The sequence below is a fragment of the Agrobacterium sp. CCNWLW155 genome (genome assembly GCF_036888815.1).
Taxonomy (GTDB): domain Bacteria; phylum Pseudomonadota; class Alphaproteobacteria; order Rhizobiales; family Rhizobiaceae; genus Agrobacterium; species Agrobacterium radiobacter.
This window is the reverse complement of sequence record NZ_JBAKFW010000002.1, coordinates 644,873-665,893: the sequence shown is the minus strand read 5'-3', so window position 1 is coordinate 665,893 and position 21,021 is coordinate 644,873. Positions and strand designations below refer to the sequence as shown.

General features: G+C 60.3%; 18 protein-coding genes. 6 read left to right on the top strand and 12 right to left on the bottom strand.

What is annotated here, in order from left to right:
* Positions 1–239: 239 nt before the first annotated feature.
* The 6 genes from V6S97_RS11750 to V6S97_RS11725 form a co-directional block, all read right to left on the bottom strand.
* Positions 240–2,159, bottom strand: a complete 1,920-nt coding sequence (locus V6S97_RS11750) for a potassium transporter Kup (protein ID WP_003503124.1) — start codon at positions 2,157–2,159, stop codon at positions 240–242.
* A 15-nt stretch (positions 2,160–2,174) separates the two neighbouring features.
* On the bottom strand, positions 2,175–3,152 hold the full coding sequence (locus V6S97_RS11745) for a magnesium transporter CorA family protein (protein ID WP_080865900.1): 978 nt from the start codon (positions 3,150–3,152) through the stop codon (positions 2,175–2,177).
* Between the two features lie 336 nt (positions 3,153–3,488).
* Positions 3,489–4,619 carry an Mrp/NBP35 family ATP-binding protein gene (locus V6S97_RS11740; protein WP_113082698.1) on the bottom strand — a complete coding sequence of 377 codons (1,131 nt, stop codon included), beginning with the start codon at positions 4,617–4,619 and terminating at the stop codon, positions 3,489–3,491.
* Between the two features lie 119 nt (positions 4,620–4,738).
* The gene (locus V6S97_RS11735) at positions 4,739–5,962 is read right to left on the bottom strand and encodes a CmpA/NrtA family ABC transporter substrate-binding protein (protein ID WP_112293133.1); all 1,224 of its coding nucleotides are present in this window, start codon (positions 5,960–5,962) and stop codon (positions 4,739–4,741) included.
* Positions 5,963–6,040: 78 nt separating this feature from the next.
* Positions 6,041–6,781 (bottom strand): helix-turn-helix transcriptional regulator, encoded by a 741-nt coding sequence (locus V6S97_RS11730; protein ID WP_099085615.1) that lies wholly within the window; start codon positions 6,779–6,781, stop codon positions 6,041–6,043.
* A 212-nt stretch (positions 6,782–6,993) separates the two neighbouring features.
* Entirely contained in the window at positions 6,994–7,863 is an 870-nt protein-coding gene (locus V6S97_RS11725; protein WP_162686157.1) for an IclR family transcriptional regulator, read from the bottom strand.
* Positions 7,864–7,935: 72 nt separating this feature from the next.
* Here V6S97_RS11725 and V6S97_RS11720 point away from each other — a divergent pair, with 72 nt between their 5' ends.
* Genes V6S97_RS11720 through V6S97_RS11705 form a run of 4 tightly spaced genes read left to right on the top strand, consistent with a single transcriptional unit; the run spans position 7,936 to position 11,168 of the window.
* Entirely contained in the window at positions 7,936–8,718 is a 783-nt protein-coding gene (locus V6S97_RS11720; RefSeq protein ID WP_060726058.1) for an SDR family NAD(P)-dependent oxidoreductase, read from the top strand.
* Entirely contained in the window at positions 8,718–9,632 is a 915-nt protein-coding gene (locus V6S97_RS11715) for a 2-dehydro-3-deoxygalactonokinase (protein ID WP_334426839.1), read from the top strand. The genes V6S97_RS11720 and V6S97_RS11715 overlap by 1 nt, the downstream gene beginning before the upstream one ends.
* Positions 9,633–9,646: 14 nt before the next feature.
* Positions 9,647–10,276 carry a 2-dehydro-3-deoxy-6-phosphogalactonate aldolase gene (locus V6S97_RS11710; RefSeq protein WP_334426838.1) on the top strand — a complete coding sequence of 210 codons (630 nt, stop codon included), beginning with the start codon at positions 9,647–9,649 and terminating at the stop codon, positions 10,274–10,276.
* Positions 10,277–10,280: 4 nt separating this feature from the next.
* A complete protein-coding gene (locus V6S97_RS11705; RefSeq protein WP_060726057.1) occupies positions 10,281–11,168 on the top strand; it encodes an SMP-30/gluconolactonase/LRE family protein in 888 nt (295 codons plus the stop codon).
* Positions 11,169–11,359: 191 nt separating this feature from the next.
* Here V6S97_RS11705 and V6S97_RS11700 read toward each other — a convergent pair whose 3' ends face one another.
* The gene (locus tag V6S97_RS11700; protein ID WP_003503140.1) at positions 11,360–12,712 is read right to left on the bottom strand and encodes a putative bifunctional diguanylate cyclase/phosphodiesterase; all 1,353 of its coding nucleotides are present in this window, start codon (positions 12,710–12,712) and stop codon (positions 11,360–11,362) included.
* Between the two features lie 86 nt (positions 12,713–12,798).
* Positions 12,799–14,418, bottom strand: a complete 1,620-nt coding sequence (locus V6S97_RS11695) for a response regulator (RefSeq protein WP_060726390.1) — start codon at positions 14,416–14,418, stop codon at positions 12,799–12,801.
* Positions 14,419–14,827: 409 nt separating this feature from the next.
* On the opposite strand from V6S97_RS11695, the gene mutL reads away from it, so the two are divergent.
* Both mutL and V6S97_RS11685 read left to right on the top strand, forming a co-directional pair.
* Entirely contained in the window at positions 14,828–16,660 is a 1,833-nt protein-coding gene (mutL, locus tag V6S97_RS11690) for a DNA mismatch repair endonuclease MutL (protein WP_003503145.1), read from the top strand.
* A 151-nt stretch (positions 16,661–16,811) separates the two neighbouring features.
* A complete protein-coding gene (locus V6S97_RS11685) occupies positions 16,812–17,033 on the top strand; it encodes a DUF2093 domain-containing protein (RefSeq protein WP_003503147.1) in 222 nt (73 codons plus the stop codon).
* A 233-nt stretch (positions 17,034–17,266) separates the two neighbouring features.
* On the opposite strand, the gene lpxK is transcribed toward V6S97_RS11685, so the two are convergent.
* The 4 genes from lpxK to V6S97_RS11665 form a co-directional block, all read right to left on the bottom strand.
* Positions 17,267–18,313, bottom strand: a complete 1,047-nt coding sequence (gene lpxK / locus V6S97_RS11680; RefSeq protein ID WP_080865888.1) for a tetraacyldisaccharide 4'-kinase — start codon at positions 18,311–18,313, stop codon at positions 17,267–17,269.
* A 149-nt stretch (positions 18,314–18,462) separates the two neighbouring features.
* On the bottom strand, positions 18,463–19,200 hold the full coding sequence (locus tag V6S97_RS11675) for an HAD family hydrolase (RefSeq protein ID WP_003503151.1): 738 nt from the start codon (positions 19,198–19,200) through the stop codon (positions 18,463–18,465).
* Positions 19,194–20,516, bottom strand: a complete 1,323-nt coding sequence (waaA, locus tag V6S97_RS11670) for a lipid IV(A) 3-deoxy-D-manno-octulosonic acid transferase (protein ID WP_080865886.1) — start codon at positions 20,514–20,516, stop codon at positions 19,194–19,196. The genes V6S97_RS11675 and waaA overlap by 7 nt, the downstream gene beginning before the upstream one ends.
* A gap of 215 nt (positions 20,517–20,731) precedes the next feature.
* Complete coding sequence (locus tag V6S97_RS11665) at positions 20,732–20,971, bottom strand: DUF4170 domain-containing protein (RefSeq protein WP_003503155.1); 240 nt, start codon at positions 20,969–20,971, stop codon at positions 20,732–20,734.
* Positions 20,972–21,021 lie beyond the last annotated feature (50 nt).

Here is a 21,021-nt window from a genome sequence, read left to right as displayed (position 1 = left end):
CCATATTTGCTACAGGTGTTCGAGAATCTCTTATTAACCTTGATGCTTGGTTAACGCCGGGCACGGACGCGGCTTCACGTTAATGTGTGAACATATTCTAATGCGCGTCGCGCTGCTTTAGATTCCATAGTATCGGACACAGCTTCATGCACGGCATCCCCACCGCCGTCATTCCGGTCTTGAGCCGGCATGACGGAAGGAAGGAGCCTCTCAGATTGCCGAGAGGCATGCTCCCGTCGTCAGACGACGACGTGCGAGCCGAGTTCCACCACGCGGTTGGCGGGCAAGCGGAAGTAGTCCGAGGGATCGGCGGCCGTTTCGGCAAGTGCGATGAAGAGGCGGTTCTGCCAGCCCGGCATGCCCGATTTCGGATCCGGCACCAGCTTGCGGCGGCCGAGATAAAACGAGGTGGACATGATGTCGAACTTGTAGCCGGTACGGCGCAGATAGCCGAGCGCCTGGGTGACGTTCTGCGTTTCCATGAAGCCGAAATGCAGTTCGACCACGGCAAAACGATCACTCAGTTTCGTCAGCGTATAACGATCCTCGGGATGAACGCGCGGCTGGTCTTCGGTGCGGATCGTCAGGATGACGTTCTTGTCGTGCAGGACATGGTTATGCTTGAGATTGTGCAGCAATGCCGCCGGCGCGGCCTCCGGATCGCCGGTCAAGAAAATCGCGGTGCCGGGCACGCGCACCGGCGCATGGGCGCTTTCCTTTTCCACCGAAGCGACGAAAGCCTTCAACGGCACATCACCGCGGCGGGTCTTGGCGAAGAGGATTTTCGAGCCGCGCTGCCAGGTGGTCATGATGACGGTGAAGGCAATTGCCAAGAGCACCGGCACGTAGCCGCCATCGTGAATCTTGAGCAGATTCGCGCCAAGGAAGATCAGTTCCAGCGCCAGAAGCGGGGCCAGCACGGCGATTGCCAGCCAGACCGACCATTGCCAGCGCTTGCGCACGAATTCGAAGAACATCAGGCTGGTGACGACCATCGCGCCCGTCACGGAAATACCGTAGGCGGTGGCCAGCGCATCCGAACTCTTGAAGGTGAGCACCAGCGCGACGACGCCGAACAGCAGGATGGTGTTGACGGCGGGCAGGTAGATCTGCCCCGTATTGGTTTCCGAGGTGAAGAGGATTTCCATGCGCGGCAGGTAGCCGAGATGGATCGCCTGACGCACGAGCGAAAACGCACCTGTTATGACCGCCTGGCTGGCGATGATGGTGGCGGCAGTCGCCAGAATGACGGCCGGCAGGATCGCCCATTGCGGGAACATCAGATAGAACGGATTGGACATCGCCGCCGGGTCTTTCAGCACCAGCGCGCCCTGACCGAGATAGTTCAGCGTCAATGCCGGGAAAACCAGACAGAACCACGCCCACTGGATGGGACGGCGACCGAAATGGCCGAGATCGGCGTAAAGCGCTTCCGCCCCTGTTATCGTCAGGAAGACCGCGCCCAGCACGACGATGCCGTAAAAACCTTCATTCGCCAGAAACTCGACCGCATGCCACGGGTTGAAGGCAAAGAGAATGCTGAAATCGTCGGCAATATGGATGAGGCCCGCAAGCCCCATGACGATGAACCAGACAGCGGTGATCGGCCCGAAGAACTTCGCCACCGTGCCCGTGCCGTGAGACTGAATGGCGAAGAGGCCAATGAGAATGCCGACGGAAATCGGAATGATGAACTCGTCCATTTCCGGCGTGACGAGTTTCAGGCCTTCCACCGCCGAAAGCACCGATAGTGCCGGGGTGATCATCGCATCGCCGAGAAACAGGGCAGCACCGATGAGGCCGAGCACGATGAGCACGCCGCGATGGGTGCCCGCCGTCTTCATCAGCAGCGCCAGCAGCGAAAGCGTGCCGCCTTCGCCGTCATTGTCGGCGCGCAGCAGCAGCGTGATGTATTTGAAGGTGACGATGATCGTCAAAGACCAGATCATCAGCGATGTCAGGCCGATGACTTCTTCCTGAGTCACCCCGTCATAGGCGATGGGCCGCAGGGCTTCGCGAAAGGCATAGAGCGGGCTGGTGCCGATATCGCCATAGACGACGCCGATCGAACCAAGGATCGCGGCGTAAAGCCCCTTGTTCTTGTGCTCGTCATCGGCATCCGGTTTCTCGGCAACGTCCTTGTCAACGATCTGGGACATGATGATCCTGGCTCCTCAGAGCCAGCCCTTCCAACGAAAAAAGAGAAACGGGATGATTGCGGACATCAGCATGATAACAAGCGCCAGGGGATAACCGAACGTCCAGTTCAACTCCGGCATGAGTTGAAAGTTCATTCCGTAAACCGAGGCCACCAGCGTGGGCGGCAAAAACACCACCGAGGCGATCGAGAATATCTTGATGATGCCGTTCTGCTCGATGTTGATGATGCCGAGCGAGGCGTCAAGCAGGAAGGTCAGATTGCCGGAAACGAAGGAGGCATGTTCGTTCAGCGATTGAATATCGCGCCCGATCGACTTGCCCTGTTCCCTCGCTCCCTTGTCCTCGCGAGCCTGATCGCTGGTGGAGAGGAAGGTCTGTAGCCGCGCCAGCGATGCGAGGCTGACGCGGACCTTCGAGATCAGCCGGTGATAGGCGGCGATATTGGTCAGGCGGTCTTCGAGATAGCGCGGCGCCTTGCGTTTGGAACGAGCCTGGCTGCCGAGAATGTCGGCGGCGAGATTATCGATGCCAGTGACCGAGTTTTCGAGAATTTCCGCCGTGCGGTCGACGATTGTTTCGAGCAGTTTCAAAAGCAGCGCCGTGCCGCTGCGCATTTCGTGCGGCGCGCGGGTAATGGCGGCAATGAAAAGGTGGAATGATTTCGGCTCGGCATAACGGATTGTCACCAGACGCTTGCCAACCAGAACGAAGGCGACATCGGTGAGGCGCGGATCATCGGAATCCGCCTTCCACACCAGAGACGCGGTCATGAAGACATTGGCGTCTTCCATATAGAGACGACTGGAAGGCTCGATATCCTTCAGGTCTTCGCGCGTCGGCAGTTCCACGCCCAGCAGCTTTTCCACATGCTGCTCTTCCGCCCTGTCTGGATTGACGAGATCGATCCAGACGATGTCGTCGGGAATCGGTCCGGAGCCGTCGACTGCCGACAGGCTGATCGCCTCGCAATTGGCGCGATAGGCTTTTATCAATCCGCTTCTCCGCTCCACATCGCGGGCTTGCCGCAATGCTGCTTAACATATCCTGTTTGCCGTCGGCAAACCTTTGGACGACACTTCAGGGAGCGCCGGACCAGGCGGGATTTCACAATCTCGCCAGCCCGATGGACCAAGAGCCAAACGGCGCAGGCGTATGCGCCCAAAGCGAGATGCAATCAAGCAATATTTTTTCGCGACAGCATTGCAGGCGAAGCATCTCTGGAGTTCAAATCCGGAAATGCTACCAGATACTTTCGGTTAATCTTCTGTTTTAAAAGGATTATTCAAAGCGGGCAGATGCCTGCCCACTTTGCGTCCGCGACTGGCGCATTATTCGAAAACGATCCTCGGCGCGGCTTTTTGCTCGCTCGCACCAATGCGCGCCCAGACTTTTTGCGCGATATCGCGGTAGATCGCGGCCTGCGGGCCACCGGGCTCGGCGGCGACAACAGGCGTTCCGGCATCCGACATTTCGCGGATGGAGATGGTGAGCGGCACTTCGCCGAGGAAGGGCACGCCGATCCTTTCCGCTTCCGCCTTCGCACCGCCATGGCCGAAAATATCATAACGAGCGCCGGTATCGGGCGCGATGAAATAGCTCATATTCTCGATGACGCCGAGCAGCGGCACCTCCACCTTGCGAAACATGGTGATGCCCTTGCGCGCGTCGATCAGCGCCAGATCCTGCGGTGTGGAGACAATGACGGCGCCGGCGAGCGGCACCTGCTGGGCGATGGTAAGCTGCGCATCGCCGGTGCCGGGCGGCATGTCCAGCACCAGCACATCCAACTCGCCCCAGGCCACTTCGCGCAGCATCTGCATCAGCGCGGACTGCACCATCGGCCCGCGCCAGATCATCGCTGCTTCCTCATCCACCAGAAAACCCATGGACATGACCTTCAGTCCATAATTTTCCATGGGAAGGATGATGCGGTCTTCCTGCTGCTTCGGACGGCCGGAAATTTTCAGCAATCGCGGCAGCGAAGGGCCGTAAATATCGGCATCGAGCATGCCGACCTTCAGGCCGAGCGACTGGAGACCCAGCGCCAGATTGACCGCGGTCGTCGACTTGCCTACCCCGCCCTTGCCCGAGGCCACGGCGATGATGGCCCGCACGCCCGGTACGCCCACCTTTGACGAACCGGGCTGTGTGGCCGGCCGGCCGGGTGCGGCGGCGGGGCGCGCCGGCGCCGGTTGCTGCTGGCCGGGCTTGCGATCGGCCGTCAGCGCGACGACCGCGCCGACGATACCCTCAACGCCCTTGGCCGCCTGTTCCGCGGCAAGCCGCAGCGGCTCCATCTCCGCAGCCTTGTCGGCCGGTACGGTGATCGAGAAATAGGCTTTCGCATCGGCGATGAAGATTTCCGAGACCATGCCGAGTGCGATGATGCTCTTACCGCTGCCGGGATAGATCACCGCTTCCAGCGCCTTTTCCACCTGGCTCTTGCTGACCTCTGCCATATTCCTGCTCCGCTACATCGTCCGACCGGGTATTGCGTGCCATCCATAGACAAGCCGGAGCGCTTCGCCAATGCCAAAGCGCGACAGTCAGGCATTCGCGACGATTTAACGCTGCCGTTTCAGATTTCGTCGTCCATCGCCAGCGTTTCCGGATCGAAAACATGGCCGTCGAAAAAACAGTCGGGGCCGAGCACCAGACCCGTGCGCGACGCGCCGACATGAACAGGCTCGCGCAACGTGCCTTCGAGTTTCAGATTGGCACCCGGCACCGGCACGAAAAGCGGCTTCATGGCCTTGCGGAAAATATCCGGCCGGTAGGCGTTGCGGGCGGCCTCCACCACGGCGGCATCGAGCCGGTAATCGGCGGAAACCTCGCCCCAGCGCAACATCTGGCTGAAGAACCACAGGGCCTGGCTCTGCCATGGGAAATTGGCGGCCTTGGCGCTCGTCACGAAAAACTCCTGAAACCGCTGCATGTCCCGCTGCGAGGTGGAAATATAGCCCGTCAGCGCCGGCAGCAGGAATTCGCCGTTCTCATCCAGATATTGAGGCGCGGCGAGGATGCCGGCCAGTTCCTCTATGTTGGCGGCATTGGCGCACCATTCGCCGGCGCGGTAAAGCGCCCGCAGCAGCCCTTCCAGAAGGGCGGCGTTTTCCTCTGCCCAGCGCGTCTTCACGGCCAGTATCTTTTCCGGCGCATTGTGCCAGATCAGCGCGCCCGTGGTGACGATACGGCCGGCGCCGCCCAGCACCACGGCGCTGCCCGCCGGTTCGGCGGTACAGAGCGCATCGACCTTGCCGCTTTCCAGCAGAGACGGCATCGCCTTCGGCAGGGCTTCGACGATTTCCATGTCCCGGCCGAGCAGCACGCCGCAGCTTCCGAGTAGATAACGCAGGGCATAAAATGGCGTGGAGACAATATCCTCAACCGCAAAGACCGGCGGGTTTTCACCTGCTGCGCGGCGCGCGGCGCAGACGCGGGCCATGGCCCGCCCAAAAGCCGCCGGATCCGGCAGCTTCAGGCCTTCGCGGTAAAGTTCGTCATAAAATCCGTGCGAAACGGTCGTTGCCGATCCGCCAAGGGAAAGTGTGAAGACGCCGACAATACCGCCCGGCAGATCATCCAGGCCAACAGCGGAACCAACAGGAACCGGAGCGGGCAGATGCGCGACATGAACGCCATCCTCGCCAAGCGCCGCAAGCACGGCGCGCGCGGACTGTTTTCGGAAAAGTTCGAGTTCTATGCCCTCATCGGCAGCAAAGCCTTTTTCGGCAGCGGCTATCAGCACGGCGCAGTCGATAGTCGGAGAAAATCCTGCTTTTACCCTATGCCGCTCCGGCAAACGATTTCTCCTTTCCGGTGATTCGAAAGGAGGATCGCCCAGGAAGCGCTTTATCACAATGATAAAATTACGGTTTCGCTATTTTATCAGGCCGACCCGCAGCGCTTTGGCGACAGCCTGGGTGCGGTTGACCGTGTCGAGTTTTTTCGTTGCGCGGTTCAGGTAATGATTGATGGTGTGTTCCGACAGCATCATGATTTCAGCAATTTCAGCGCTGGTCTTGCCGGCGGCGGTCCAGTTCAGACAGTCGATCTCCCGCTCGCTCAATGTTTCGGGAACCCTCAAATCGAGGCGTCGTATTTCAGATAGCCGGGCAAAGACATGGCTGGAAATGTAGAAAAGCTCGGCAAGCCGGCTGGCGGGCAGAGCCGTCTTGTTGCCGGAAAACGAGACCGCGCCGCGTCGCATGGTGATGTCATGAACGGGAAACCACACCGAATTGATCATCTCGAAACGTTCGAAAAGGTTGATCACGGTTTTCTTGGCGATTTCTCCGTCGCCTCTGACCAGAAAATCCATCGAGACGGAAAAGGGGACGGTCGATTTTTTCAACTGGGCCATCACCCGGCTGGTCTGCAGCATGCCCTCTTCATCGTAGCGCTGCAAAAGCTCGGCCGGCCAGCTGGTGATAACAGTATATTGCGACAGTTCGCTCGCCACTTCCGAGGACAGGTCGAGCACCATGAAAGCCCTGAATTCCCAGGCCTCCGTCAGCCGCTTCAGAAACCGGAATATATCGAATTGCGTGTTGAGATCAGCGATCTCGCGAACGCAATCAACACCAATCGACTGAACGGCGGCCGTCTCTGTTTTCTGCATCAAAGCTGTTCTTCGAGAATGAGAAAATGCCGCCGCAAAGGCCCGCCTTTGCCCGGAAATTGTTGCGGATGTTACTCACCAAAACGATTCATGCAAACAAAAGTTGAAAACTTAATTCAGAATAGTCGAAAATAATATCAAATGCACATGAATGGACGCGTCCCCGCGCTTTCCATAAGGGAAAATCCACCGGCTAACGCCCCGTGCTTTCCTCAACCATCCGCAACCGGGGATAATCTGCAGGCCAGATCATCGGAAATTCTATCGGCGGTCTCGCGCACCAGAGGGGCCCATTTGCGAAGCTGTTCCACATCCACACGATAGGCCGGACCGGTGACGGAAATCGCCGCGCGAAAATTGCGGCCGGGCGCCCGGACCGGTGCTGCAACGCAGTGAATTCCGATCTCGTGTTCCTGAAGGTCGAAACCGTAGCCATTGTCGCGAATGGTCGCCACATCAGCCATCAGTGCTTCCGGGGTCGTGATCGTATTTTTCGTGAAGTGGTGAAAATCCAGTTCCGCAGCCAGTTCCGCCAGATCATCAGCTGATAACAGCGACAGCGCCGCCTTGCCCACCCCCGTGCAATAGACCGGTGAGGTTTTGCCCACCTGCGAATGCATGCGCAATGTGTGCTGCCCCTCCATCTTGTCGAGATAGGTCACCTGCCTGCCGTTCAACACGGCGAGATGCACCGACTCCTGCGTCACCTCCTGCAACGCTGCCAGATGCGGGGCCGCGACGCTGCGCAGGTCATTGCCGCTCCAGGCTTTCGCTGCCAGTTGCAGCAGTCTCAGCCCCACGGCATAGGTCTGATCGGCAGCGTGATCGATAAGGCCCTCGGCGACGAGATGGGCGAGCTGGCGGTGAACCGAGCCGCGCGGCTGACCGCAGGCTTCGACCACATCGGTAAAGCGCATCGGCTTGTCGGCAAAGGCGATCAACTCCAGCAGCGAGACGGCCTTGCCGAGCGTGCCCGTGTCACTCCCGGTTTTCCGTTGCACCATCGGAACCGCATCAGGCTTTTGCCCATTGGGCTTTTTATTATCGGCCATGGCAACATCCACCGTCATCTGTCTTGACATAAGCGTGACGCCAAGAGAATAATTCCATTTAGTAAAATCTAGTTCTAAATAATGGAACAATCAAGCCTTTCAATGGATGAGATGACGCCGATGACGCAAGCCCAATTTCCGGACCTCAAGGACGCGGGCGTGCTCGTCACCGGCGGCGGTTCCGGCATCGGGGCATCGCTGGTGGAAGCCTTCGCGATGCAGGGAGCGAGGGTTTCGTTCATAGACATCGCCGAGGAGCCAAGCCTGGCGCTCGTAAAGCGGCTTGCGACAACGGCGCAGCATCCGGTCCACTTCTTCAAAACCGACCTTCGCAATATCGCGGCGATCGGAAAGACGGTGGAGGCGGCGGCCTTGGCCACCGGCGGTATTAAGGTACTCGTCAACAATGCCGCCTGGGACGACCGCCACGACATAGAAACGGTGACCGAAGCCTATTGGGACGCCAATCAGGCGGTCAATCTCAAGCAGATGTTCTTCTCGGTTCAGGCAGCCCTGCCCTACCTCCGGCAGGCGAAGGGCGCCTCTATCGTCAATTTTTCGTCCATCTCGTTTCTGCTCAACATGGGCGAGCTGCCATCCTATGCGGCGGCCAAGGCCGGCATTATCGGGTTGACGAAAAGCCTCGCCGGCCGGCTGGGCCCGGAAAACATCCGCGTCAACACGCTGCTGCCCGGCATGATCGTGACGGAGCGGCAGAAGGAACTATGGCTGACGGATGAGGGCATTACCGCCACCACGGCGCGGCAATGTCTGAAGCGCACGCTCGTCGCCGCCGACCTGGCGGGTCCGTGCCTGTTTCTCGCATCATCGGCATCGAGCGCCATCACGGCGCAATCCATAATCGTAGACGGAGGCCTTCTATAATGTCTGAACCCGCTTTCATCCCCGTCGACTGGGGTACAACCAGTTTCCGGCTCTGGCTCATGAGCCGATCGGGCGCGGTGCTGGCGGAGCGCAGAAGCACGGAAGGCATGACCACCGCCATGCGGACCGGTTTTGCCGAGGTGCTGCAATCGCATCTCGACGCTATCGGCGCACCGGAAGATCTGCCGGTTCTCGTCTGCGGCATGGCCGGAGCGCGGCAGGGCTGGGTCGAAGCGGGTTATATCGACGTGCCGGCATCGCTTTCGGCGGTTCTCGATGGCGCGGTTCGCGTGCCGGGCCAGGTGCGGGATGTGCGCATTCTGCCGGGACTGGCGCAGCGGGATAAAAACGCGCCCGACGTGATGCGCGGCGAAGAAACGCAATTGCTTGGCGCTCTCGCTTCTTCGGACGCCGGTGAAAAACTCGTCTGCATGCCCGGCACCCATTCCAAATGGGTGACCGTAAAGGATGGCGGCGTGACGGGTTTTGCCACTTTCATGACCGGCGAACTCTTCGAAGTCATCTCGAAGCAGACGATCCTTTCCCATGCGGTGGCAGAGGCCGAAGCCTTTACCGGCGAGCATGAGGCTTTCACGGCGGCCGTGCGCGATATTTACGCCCATCCCGCGCTTGCGACCAATCGCCTTTTCACCCTGCGCTCCGGGCAATTGCTGCACGGGCTTACCGCGACCGACGCCAAGGCCAAGCTCTCCGGCATCATGATCGGGCTGGAAATCGCCGGTGCGCATTCGACGGCACGGCGGGAGACGCCCGTGGTGCTGATCGGCTCCGGTGCGCTCGGCGCGCTTTACGAGGGTGCCTTCGCAGCCCTCGAGATTCAATATACGGTCATCGACGCCGACGAGGCCGTGCGGCGCGGATTGCTCGCCGCTGCAAATGCCATCTGGCCATAGGATAAAGAGACATCATGCGTATTCCCTTCCCTTCCATCAAATATCCGCTGATCGCCATCCTGCGCGGTCTGAAGCCCGAGGAAACCGAAGGCGTTGTCGGCGCGTTGATCGAGACCGGCTTCCGCGCCATCGAAATCCCGCTCAATTCGCCCGATCCGTTCCGCTCGATCGAGATCGCCGCAAAGATGGCGCCCGCCGATTGCGTGATCGGCGCCGGCACCGTGCTTAGCGTGGAAGAGGTGGAATCGCTGGATGCGGCCGGCGGCAAGCTGATGGTCAGCCCCAATGCCGATGCCGACGTTATCGTCGCCGCCCGCGTCAAGGGCATGGTGACGATGCCGGGCGTTCTCACCCCCACCGAGGCGCTGGTGGCCGCAAAGGCCGGGGCGACCGGGCTGAAGTTCTTTCCCGCCAGCATCATCGGCCCCGCGGGTATCAATGCGATCCGGACCATCCTGCCGAAGGATCTGGTCATCGCCGCCGTCGGCGGCGTCTCGGACAGGAACTTCGCGGAATATACCAACGCCGGCATTACGGCTTTCGGGCTTGGCACCAGCCTTTATAAGCCGGGCATGACGGCGGCGGAGGTGCGCGAACGCGCCACTGTCACACTTTCAGCCTATGATGCAGCCATCGGAGGATAAGAGCTTGGCGACTGTTTTTCCCTTTGCCGGACGTGTTCTGGACGAGACGCCGATGCTACTCGGCGAAGGCCCGACCTTCGACCCTGCGACCGGCACCGCCTGGTGGTTCAATATTCTCGAGCGCGAACTGCATGAGCTGCATCTCGCCTCCGGCCGCAAGACCGTGCATGCCCTGCCCTTCATGGGCAGTGCGCTCGCCAAGGTCAGCGACAGCAAACAGCTGATCGCCTCCGATGACGGACTTTTCCTGCGAGACACGGCAACAGGCGTGCTGACGCTGCATGCGGAGCTGGAAAAGGATTTGCCCGGCAACCGCTCCAATGACGGGCGCATGCACCCCTCCGGCGCGCTGTGGATCGGCACCATGGGTCGTAAGGCGGAGACAGGCGCGGGCAGCATCTATCATGTTTCCAAAGGCACCGTGACGAAGCTGTTTGGCGAGATCAGCATTCCGAATTCGATCTGCTTCTCACCCGATGGCGCGACGGGATATTACGTCGATACCAAGGTGAACAAACTGATGCGGGTGCCGCTTGATGCCGGGACCGGCCTGCCCTCCGGCAAGGCGGAAGTCTTCATCGATTCCACCGGTATCAAAGGCGGCGTGGACGGATCCGTCTGCGATGCCGAAGGGCATATCTGGAACGCCCGCTGGGGTGAGGGTGCGGTCGATCGTTACGATACGGACGGCAATCACATCGCCCGATATGAGGTGCCCGGCAAACAGACGACCTGCCCGGCCTTCATCGGCCCCGACGCGTCGCGCCTTCTTGTCACCTCGGCGCGCGAACATCTAGACGACGACGCCATTGCCGCCAATCCGCAGCATGGCTTGACGTTCGAGCTGGGGGTTGAGGTCAAGGGCCGGTTTGAGCCGCTTTACAGGCTCTAAGGCGCGGCACGCACCGCACTCTCCTCATTCCTGTGCTTGTCACAGGAATCTAGCCAGCCCAAGTCCTTGGGCTGAAAGGAGTCGTTTCGCCGCGCAAACGCGCGTCGGCTGGATTCCTGTGACAAGCACAGGAATGAGGGAAGTTGGAGATTGCGTCCGCCGCCTTGCAGCCGCGGCCAGACCGCTCTGTCTCAGGAAATATCCGACAATATCTCGCGGTAATTCTCGTGCAGATACCGCTGGGTCGCCGCGGCATCGGCGGGGCGGCCGTAGAAATAGCCCTGCCCCATGGCGCAGCCGAGCGCGCGCAGCTTTTCTTCTTCCGCCCGCTCTTCTATCCCCTCGGCCACAACTTCGAGATCGAGCCCTTCGCACATGGCGACGATGGCTTTGATTATGTGTTCCGAGGGACGGTCGCTGCTGATGCGCGACACGAAGGCGCGGTCGATCTTTACCTTGTCGAAGGTGAAATCCCGTAGGCGGCCGAGGCTCGACTGGCCGGTGCCGAAATCGTCAAGCGAAATGCGAACGCCGGCGCTCTGCAATTCGCTGATGATACGTTGCGCGGTATCGGCTGATGTCATGACAGCCGTTTCGGTGATCTCAAGTTCCAGCCGATGCGGATCGAGGCCGACACGCGAGAGAATGGACAGAATATTGTCCGCCGTGCTGGGGTCCATCAATTGCGCGGAAGAGAGGTTGAAGGACAGGAAAAGCTCGCGCGGCCAGAACAGGGCCGCTTCCGCCGCCTTTCTGAGCAGGGCTTCCGACAGCGCATCGATGAAACCGCGCTCTTCGGCGAGCGGCACAAAAACCGCGGGCGATACGAAACCGAGGTCTGGATCGTTCCAGCGAGCCAGCGCCTCGAAACCGATGACCTTTGCCTCTTCCAGCCGGACGATGGGCTGGAAATGCACATCGATGGCATCGGTGATGATGGCGTTTCTAAGCGCCTGTTCCAGCTGCGTGGCGCGCTTCATCTCCTGCGCGATCTCACGCGAATAGACCGTGATCTGGCCGCGGCCACGTCTCTTGGACCGATAGAGCGCCGTCTCGGCGCTTTTCAGCAAATCCTCGAATTCATCGCCGGCGAAGGGATAGATGGCGAAACCGAAGGAGGAAGAAAGCCGGACGTTGCGGTCGCCGAGATCATAAGGGGCAGAAAGCACGTCCTTGATCATGTTGCCGATACGTTCGGCGCCAGTACGCTCGAACACCAGCGGCAGCACGAAAGCGAATTCGTCACCGTCATGGCGCGTCACGACCGCGCCATCGGGAATGCAGGCCTTCAGCCGGTGCGCGACCTGGCAGAGGATTTCATCGCCCGCCTGCACGCCGAAAAGATCGTTGATGGGTTTGAAGCCGTCTATATTGGCAATGCCGACCGTGAAGGGGGCGGGATCGCTGGAGCGCTCGCTGGCAAGCATCCGGATCTTGTCCCGCAAACGGTAGCGGTTGCCCAGCCCCGTCAGCGGGTCGCTGTAGGCCATCGCCTGCAACTCGTTCTGGCTGACCTGCAACGATTGCGGCTCTGCCCGTTTCATTCCTGCATCTCGTGAATCCTGTGTCAACCGCGCTCACAATGCAGGGCAAGTATTAAAAAAGCCATAGCCTCCCGGCAATGGCAATTTCAGGCCTGTAGCCGCAGGGCGTCCTTGCCGAAAAGCCGCAGGAAAACCGCCTCGACCATGTCAGGACTGACGGGTTTCAGCAGCATGTCATCCATGCCGGAGGCCCGGCACTTGTCGAGATCGCCCTCGAATGCGTGGGTGATGACGCCGACGATGGGAATATGTTTCTCGCCGCCCAGGCCGCGCATGCGGCGGGCGACCTCGAAGCCGTCGATATCGCCCAGCGTCGTGTCGAGCAGGACGGCGGAAGGCGGTTGTTCCACAAAGAGACGCAAGGCTTCCTCGCCCGAGGTGGCGAGCCGCCAGGAAAGCCCCAGACCTTCGAGTATCTGCGAGAAGACGATCTGGTTGACCCTGTTATCCTCGACGAGAAGTATCTCGCAGACGCCGCCGGTCTTGAGTATTTCGGGCAGATCCTCCGTCATGATCTCCCAGTCCTCGTCAGCGGTTTTCTCCTTTGGGGAGGATTTCAACCCAGCGGCAAGATAATGCAGCAGGGAAGCATCTATTTCCTCCTCCTCGATGGTGACGACGGGCAGATCATGCGCGGCGGCAATATCGAGGCATGCGACGCTCATCTGGGCGTCGACAACGACCACATCGATGCTCACACCGGCGGAAGCCGCGACATCGATGAATGCGCGCTGCTCGTCCTCGCTCGTCACCGCCGCATGGTCCATGCCGCCCGCGGTCAAAAGACGACCGGCGGCTTCCGCAAAGCGCCCGTTTTCAGAGACGACCAACACCGCCTTGCTCTTTAAAACCCCGCCGCGATTGTCCGTTTCCTCGTCCCTGCCATAAATTGAGGCCACGAAGGGAACATGTTCGAGCGAGGGGATAACGGGCTTGCCATTGGCATCGATGGTGGCAAGAGCGGTCACGTCCTCCATCGTCGTCACCAGGAAATATCGGCCGGGCCGGCCCACACGCTGCTTGCGGGTGATTGTCAACACCTCTTCGCCATTCAGGCGTCGCACCCTTTCGGGAATGACAGCCGGCGTACCGCTATCCAGCACTATACGATCGGCGGCATCGATCCGTCCGGCGACCTTGCGCGAGTGGAGATCGAAAACGGTACGGCCGAGAATGCTCTCGGGACTGGTTTCGACCAGGGCGCTGGCGGATTTGTTGAGGGCGACATAGGCCATGTTCCGATCCTTGACGAAGACGGGAAATGGCAGATTGTCGAGAATTTCCTCAACGAGCTGTACGCGCTCAAGGTCGATGCGCCATTGCTCTTCGCGTTTCTTCTGTTCGGAAATATCGGCAACCACGCTGATGCCGAGGCCGGACGGCAGGCGGTTCATGACGAAGCGCAGGAAGCGCTCTCCCTTCAGCCGTTCGGTTTTTTCCGATCTTTCCTTCCAGTGCAGCGCCAGCCGCTCGCCGATCCATTCCTCCCGGCCGAGCGGGCGGGCATTGGCGGAGAGGCTTTCCGCCTCGAGCAGATAACAATCATATAGCGCGCTCAGGTAGTCGCGCAGCCGCGCGCCCGGGCCGATAACGGCCTCTTCCAGCGGAAAAAAGCTGAGGAGTTTCCGGCTTGCAAAAATAATGTGATCATTACGGTCGTAAACGACGATCGCCGCGCCAAGCGCGTCGCAAAGGGCATCAAGCATCACCGTATGAACGCCCGCGCCAGAGGACGCCAAATCACTCAACTGCAAACTCCCGCCTGTTTTTCAGGGGTCAGGCTTATGTTTCTAGTGGAATCGTCCAGGGCAAATGCCGGGATGAAACGAAAAATTCCGAAAAAGAGACATCAGGGTTTGCAACTTGAAGCAGTCTTGAGGGGAAGATGACGCTCACCCATAGTCGACGTCACACGCCGCCCGGCGAAGGCGGCCCCGTTCCTGCGGTCATTTCAAGCCGCCTCACCATAATCAAGGCCGATTAAAGGCGGATTAACGCTTAACGCCATGTTGACCGAAATGATCAAATGCCCAAGGGACCGTAAAACATGTGCAAATTTCCACAGCCCGAGTTTTTTGCTTTCGAAGCCGTAGCGAATCCGCGAAAATGACGATCATGGCCATCAAGCAGCTTTCAGAAACCCTTATCAACCAGATCGCCGCCGGCGAGGTCATCGAGAGACCCTCCAGCGCCACGAAGGAACTGGTGGAAAACGCCATCGACGCTGGCGCGACCAGGATCGAGATCGCCACGGCGGGCGGCGGCAAGGGGCTGGTGCGGATTACCGATAACGGTTCCGGCATGTCACCTGCCGATCTGGAGCTTGCGGTCAGGCGTCACTGCACCTCGAAAATTTCCGATACGCTGGATGATATCCGCACGCTCGGGTTTCGTGGCGAGGCGCTGCCCTCCATCGGCTCGGTCGCCAAGCTGACGATTACCAGCCGCCAACAGGGCGCTGAACAGGGTTCGGTGATTTCCGTTACCGGCGGCAAGGTTTCCGATGTCCGGCCCGCCGCCTCGAATGCCGGTACAATCGTCGAGGTGCGCGACCTGTTTTTCGCCACCCCCGCGCGGCTGAAATTCCTGAAGACGGAACGGGCCGAGGCGGCCGCGATTACCGAAGTCGTCAAGCGCATGGCGATCGCCTTCCCGCATATCCGTTTCGTGCTATCAGGCACCGACCGTTCGACGCTCGAAATTCCTTCGACCGGCGACGATCATCTGGCCCGCATGGCGCAGATTCTGGGCGCCGAGTTCAAGGACAACGCCATCGAGATCGATGCCGGGCGCGAGGATGTGACGCTGACCGGTTTTGCCGGTGTTCCGACCTTCAATCGCGGCAACTCGGCGCATCAATATGTCTTCGTCAACGGCCGCCCGGTGCAGGACAAGCTGCTTTTATCCGCCATTCGCGGCGCTTATGCCGAAACCGTGCCGCATGGGCGATATCCGGTCGCGGTGCTGTCCATCACGCTTGACCCCGCCTTTGTGGATGTGAACGTGCATCCGGCGAAATCCGACGTGCGTTTTCGTGATCCCGGCCTCATTCGCGGGCTGATCGTCGGGGCGATCCGCCAGGCGCTGACGCGCGACGGCGACAGGGCCGCGACGACGGGCGCGAGCCAGATGATGAATGCGTTCCGCCCCGGCTATAGCCCGTCCGGCCTCAGGCCCTCGCCTTCCATGGCAGCCCCCGCGCCGTGGTCCGCCGCCACCTCACCGTCGCGGCCGCTTGCGGTTTCCGGGGACATGCAATTTGCCGAGGCGGTGCAATCGCGCTTTTCCGACATCACCATGCCGACGGCGCGGGCCGAGCCTCGGGAGATTTACGAGACCGCCGCGAGCCCCTCGCCGGAACCTGTGCTTTACCCGCTCGGCGCTGCGCGGGCGCAGCTGCACGAGAACTACATCATCGCCCAGACGGAAAACGGCCTTGTCATCGTCGACCAGCATGCCGCGCATGAGCGGCTGGTGTTTGAGGAAATGCGCAATGCACTGCATTCCCGGCGTCCGCCGTCGCAGGTGCTGCTCATCCCTGAAATCATCGATTTGCCGGAAGAGGATTGCGACCGGCTGATGGATCACTCCGCCGGGTTCGATGCGCTGGGGCTCGTCATCGAACGTTTCGGGCCGGGCGCGGTCGCCGTCCGGGAAACGCCTGCCATGCTGGGTGAGGTCAATGTGCAGGGGCTGGTGCGTCAGCTTGCCGACGAGATCGCCGAATGGGACGCCGCCTCCACGCTTGCCAACAAGCTGGAATATGTCGCGGCCACCATGGCCTGCCACGGCTCGGTGCGTTCCGGCCGGCGTATGCGGCCGGAAGAGATGAACGCGCTTCTACGGCAGATGGAAAACACGCCGGGTTCCGGTCAATGCAATCATGGCCGACCGACCTATATCGAACTGAAACTTTCCGATATAGAACGGCTCTTCGGCCGCAGCTGACACCTTCATCCAGCCGCAAGCAGGCGGGGCTGGCCTTGCGCCGCGCCGGGCTATATAAATTCAGGATACTGGAGCATCCGGATTGTTCAGGAAAACGCTACGCCGTTTCGGACTGGGTGCCCTGACAGGACAGAGCAGGAGACGAAAACGGATGAACAGATTTGAAGGAGGCGGCAACCGCCTCGCCGTCATCGAATATCTCGACGGTGACTTCCGCATCGTCCAGACCGGCTCGCATGTCATCTGCGCCATGACAGGCAAGACAATCCCGGTTGATGAGCTGCGCTACTGGAGCGTGGCGAGGCAGGAAGCCTATGTGGATGCGGCGGCTTCGCTGGAGGCCGAAAAGAAGGCTGGTAATTTGCCCGCCTGATAAGGGCGCGGAAGCACGCCCATAAAGAGCCATGCGTGAGAACGCTTCTTTTCACGCTGAGACTGCTCAACTCTCCACCCTCATCCCTGTGCTCGTCACAGGGATCCAGCCAGCCCAAGTCCTTGGGCTGACAAGGCTCTTCCCGGCACGCAGACGCGTGTCGGCTGGATTCCTGTGACAAGCACAGGAATGAGGAGAGGTAAGGTGGCGGGCGGCTTACATTCGGAAAAAGCTTAAAGCGACGTCCGCGCATTTTCCCGCAGCAAACGCGCGCGGCAGTTCCCTACCGCCGTCTCGATGATCGTCGTGGCCGCGTTGGGGTCATCGAACACCATGTCGATTTCGATCACCAGGCTGTTCCACAGTAATTCTTCCGCCCGGCCGTGGTGGCCGTTGAGCCGCACCGCATCCTTGGCCGTCGTCACCAGCTGCAAATTTTGCTTGCCGGCGTCCTGCAGAAGATCGGCGATCTCGTCGTCGCTGAAGTGGTGATGATCCGGGAAAGAGCGCTGCAGCACGATCTCGCCGCCGAGCGCCTCGACGGTTCTGAAGAATTTGGCCGGGTCGGCAATGCCCGCATAGGCCAGCACGCGCCTTCCCCTGAAGTCCTGCGGCTCCTGCGGCGTGATCGCCGCAACGAAGACGGGTTTGGCAGCCTTTGCCGCCTGCCTGACCAGCGCATCGGCCGCATGGCCTTTGCCGACCTTCAGGAGCCCGGTCATATGCCGCATCTGTTCGGCAAGCGGCGCTCTTACCGGACCGCCCGGCACGAGATGGCCGTTGCCGATGCCGCGCACCGTATCGATGACAACAAGCGCATAGTCCAGCGTCAGGCGCGCGCTCTGGAAACCGTCATCCATGATGATGAGATCGACGCCTTCCTTCACCAGCCGGTGCGCACCTTCCACCCGCTTGCGGGAAATGACCGTGATCGCCTCGCGCGCCAGAAGCAGCGGCTCGTCTCCGACATCGGCGGAGCGGTGCTGTCCGGGATCGACAAGGGTGGTAACGTCAAGCGTGCCGCCATAACCGCGGCTGAGAAATCCGGGTTTCAGGCCTTTTGCGACGGCGGCTCTCGCAATTGCCATCGCCGTCGGCGTCTTGCCAGCGCCGCCCACGGTGAAGTTGCCGATGCAGATGACCGGAACGGGAACGCTTGCCCGTTTCGCCGTTCGCATCCGCCGGCCGGCAACCTTCCCGTAAAGAAGCGAGAAAGGAGACAGGAGCCACGCCTGCCAGCCCGCTTTCTGCCACCAGAACGGCGGCGCTTCAGAAACCATCTATTCCCGCTCCCGGCCGCGTCGCCCACGGCATTCCGTTCGCTTGTCACATGTCAGGGAGGTTGTTTGCCAGAAAAAACCGTAAATTGCAAAAATGGATTAGACGGTTCCACGGGGCCATGCCGGGCCCGGCGGAAATCTAACCGGGTTCAGAGAGCCCGTTCCGGCAAAAGCGCTTCGAGAGCGGTAATGTCCTCGAAACAATAATCGGCATCCGCACCCAGGCTTTCGCGCGAGCCTGTTCCCGTCAGAACGGCGATACGCAGACCGGCTCCGGCATTTTTCGCCATGTGCAGATCGTGGTTATTGTCGCCGACAACGGCCACGCGTTCCGGCGGGAAGCCGATCGCCTCGCAGAAGCCCAGAACCATGCCGGGCTGCGGCTTGGTGCCGTAACCGCTGTCATATCCCGCGACGAAATCGACGTCGTTTTCGAAACCGAAGCGGATGGCCGTCTGTCGAATGGAGTTTTCATTGTCGCTGGAGGCGATGCCGAGCTTGTAGCCGCGCGCCTTCAGCCTTGCGAAAAATGCCTTGAGATCGGTCACCGGCACGGATTTATCCGCAGCCTCGGTGAACAACCGGTCAAGGCGGGCAGTCAGTTCTCCGACATCGCAGGGAGAGCCCGCGGCTACCAGACCGGCGGCGATTTCCGCCGTGTTGCCGGCGGCCAGCAGGCTGTCCGGCACCACATGACCGGTAACGGGGTCCATTCCGCAGGCGGAGAGAAGCCGGTCGGCGAGAACGGGATCTCCCTTGGCCGCGATGGCCGCAAGTTCGCGGTTCACCGGTCCCCAGCTGGCGTCATAGCCTAAAAGCGTTCCGTCCTTGTCGAAAAGGACTGCGGCGATCGATTGCGCCGCGTTGAGTTCGATATCCGCTACCATGAGCCGATGGCGCTCCGTGGTTGCAGCTTGGCGGAAACGGTGAGCGGGTTGATATAGGGCTCCAGCGCCTTGACGGTGGAAGAAAGAGCGCCGCGCATATCCTGAATGACCCGGTTGCCCGCATCGATCATCTTGTAACGCTCATTGTCATTGACCAGGAGGTAATGCACCGCCTTGGCCAGCATCTCGACATCCCGAATGATACGACCGCCGCCGGCGCGGATGAGCTTCTGATAGGCCTCGCGGAAATTCTGCACATGCGCGCCTGACAGGACGGCGCAGCCGAGCATCGCAGGCTCCAGCGGGTTCTGCCCGCCTTCGGCCGTCAGCGAGCGGCCAACAAAGGCAAGTTCGGTCAGCCGCAGGTAAAGCCCCATTTCGCCGATGGAATCGCCAAGGAAAATATCGGTTTCCGGCGTTATCACGTCATTGCGGCTGCGACGCGCGACGGTGAGCCCCATGCCTTTCAGCATGCCCTCCACATCATCGCCGCGCTCGGGATGGCGCGGCACGATGATGGTCAACTGGCCATTGCGGGACTTGATCGCCGCATGCGCGGTGGCGGCAGCCTTCTCCTCGCCGTCGAAAGTGGAGATGGCGGCCCATGTCTTGCGATTGCCGACCTGCTTGCGATAGTGCTCCAGAAGCGCCTCGTCACAGGGCGGCGGGTCGGTGTCACCTTTGAGGTTACCCGAAATCACCACCGGCCAGGAGCCGAGATCACGGAAACGTTCGGCATCGAGATCGGACTGCGCAACCACCAGCGCCAGCTTTGAAAACAGCGATTCCGCAATATCATGCCGGGCTTTCCAGCGGTCGAAGGAACGGTCGGAGAGACGGGCATTGACCCGGATCTGCGGAATGTGCCGGCGCTCCAGCTCCATCATCGTCACCGGCCAGATTTCCGATTCCGCTGTGATGGCGGCATCCGGCGCCCAGTAGGTGAGGAAGCGATTGACCGCGATCTTGATGTCGAGCGGCACATATTGGTGGATCACGTCATCGCCGAGCCGGGTGCGGGTCAGTTCGGCCGAGGTGACCGTGCCGGTGGTCAGAAGCACGAAGATATCGCGCTTGCGGATTTCACGGATCAGCGGGATGAGGGCAAGCGTTTCGCCGACACTTGCGGCGTGGAACCAGACGAGCGGGCCGCGCGGGCGCTCTGCGCTCGCATAACCGAAACGTTCGAGCCGGCGGCGCTTGTCTTCCTTGCCCTTCGCGGCCCGATAGGAAAGATAGGGCTTGGCGAACGGGTACGCGGCGATACCGGCAATGCGGTAACCGGAAAGAGCGAAACGTGCGAGACGGCTGCTCATGACATTCTGCCCTTGATCATTCCGCGCAATGCCCTGCCCCTGTTCTGGTTGTTATCGCCGCCTACTTCTTCTTAAATTGCGTCATTTTTTGTCATCGGAAACGAAAGCGCGATCACATTTTCTCGCTCCGGCATTCCCGGCCTGCGCCGCTCGCGCAGGAATCACGGGAAAGCTCGCTTTCACCCAATAGTATTACAACGCAAGGGCAAAAGGACTCAAATTTTATCGTCCGGATTGAGAAGACGGTGCATATGCACGATAAAATAACGCATATGGGCGTTATCAACAGTCATTTGCGCCTTGGACTTCCATGCGGTGAGCGCGGAAGCATAGTCCGGATAGATGCCGACGATATCGAGCGCGTTCAAATCCCGGAACTGAACATCCTGAAGGTTTTCAAGTTCGCCGCCGAAGACGAGGTGCAGCAGCTGTTTCGGTTTGCCAGATTCCGTCATTTCTTAGTCTCTTTCTTAAACGCTGAGAGAGGCCTTCATCTGCGGGATTT

Excerpts from the sequence above, each read along its gene's own strand:
- V6S97_RS11695 (WP_060726390.1), bottom strand. The coding sequence starts at position 14,418 with ATGCTTGATGCCCTTTGCGACGCGCTTGGCGCGGCGATCGTCGTTTAC.
- V6S97_RS11740 (WP_113082698.1), bottom strand. The coding sequence starts at position 4,619 with ATGGCAGAGGTCAGCAAGAGCCAGGTGGAAAAGGCGCTGGAAGCGGTG.
- mutL (WP_003503145.1), top strand. The coding sequence starts at position 14,828 with ATGGCCATCAAGCAGCTTTCAGAAACCCTTATCAACCAGATCGCCGCC.
- V6S97_RS11715 (WP_334426839.1), top strand. The coding sequence starts at position 8,718 with ATGTCTGAACCCGCTTTCATCCCCGTCGACTGGGGTACAACCAGTTTC.
- V6S97_RS11720 (WP_060726058.1), top strand. The coding sequence starts at position 7,936 with ATGGATGAGATGACGCCGATGACGCAAGCCCAATTTCCGGACCTCAAG.
- V6S97_RS11710 (WP_334426838.1), top strand. The coding sequence starts at position 9,647 with ATGCGTATTCCCTTCCCTTCCATCAAATATCCGCTGATCGCCATCCTG.
- V6S97_RS11700 (WP_003503140.1), bottom strand. The coding sequence starts at position 12,712 with ATGAAACGGGCAGAGCCGCAATCGTTGCAGGTCAGCCAGAACGAGTTG.
- V6S97_RS11750 (WP_003503124.1), bottom strand. The coding sequence starts at position 2,159 with ATGTCCCAGATCGTTGACAAGGACGTTGCCGAGAAACCGGATGCCGAT.
- V6S97_RS11685 (WP_003503147.1), top strand. The coding sequence starts at position 16,812 with ATGAACAGATTTGAAGGAGGCGGCAACCGCCTCGCCGTCATCGAATAT.
- V6S97_RS11675 (WP_003503151.1), bottom strand. The coding sequence starts at position 19,200 with ATGGTAGCGGATATCGAACTCAACGCGGCGCAATCGATCGCCGCAGTC.
- V6S97_RS11730 (WP_099085615.1), bottom strand. The coding sequence starts at position 6,781 with ATGCAGAAAACAGAGACGGCCGCCGTTCAGTCGATTGGTGTTGATTGC.
- V6S97_RS11665 (WP_003503155.1), bottom strand. The coding sequence starts at position 20,971 with ATGACGGAATCTGGCAAACCGAAACAGCTGCTGCACCTCGTCTTCGGC.
- waaA (WP_080865886.1), bottom strand. The coding sequence starts at position 20,516 with ATGAGCAGCCGTCTCGCACGTTTCGCTCTTTCCGGTTACCGCATTGCC.
- lpxK (WP_080865888.1), bottom strand. The coding sequence starts at position 18,313 with ATGGTTTCTGAAGCGCCGCCGTTCTGGTGGCAGAAAGCGGGCTGGCAG.
- V6S97_RS11725 (WP_162686157.1), bottom strand. The coding sequence starts at position 7,863 with ATGTCAAGACAGATGACGGTGGATGTTGCCATGGCCGATAATAAAAAG.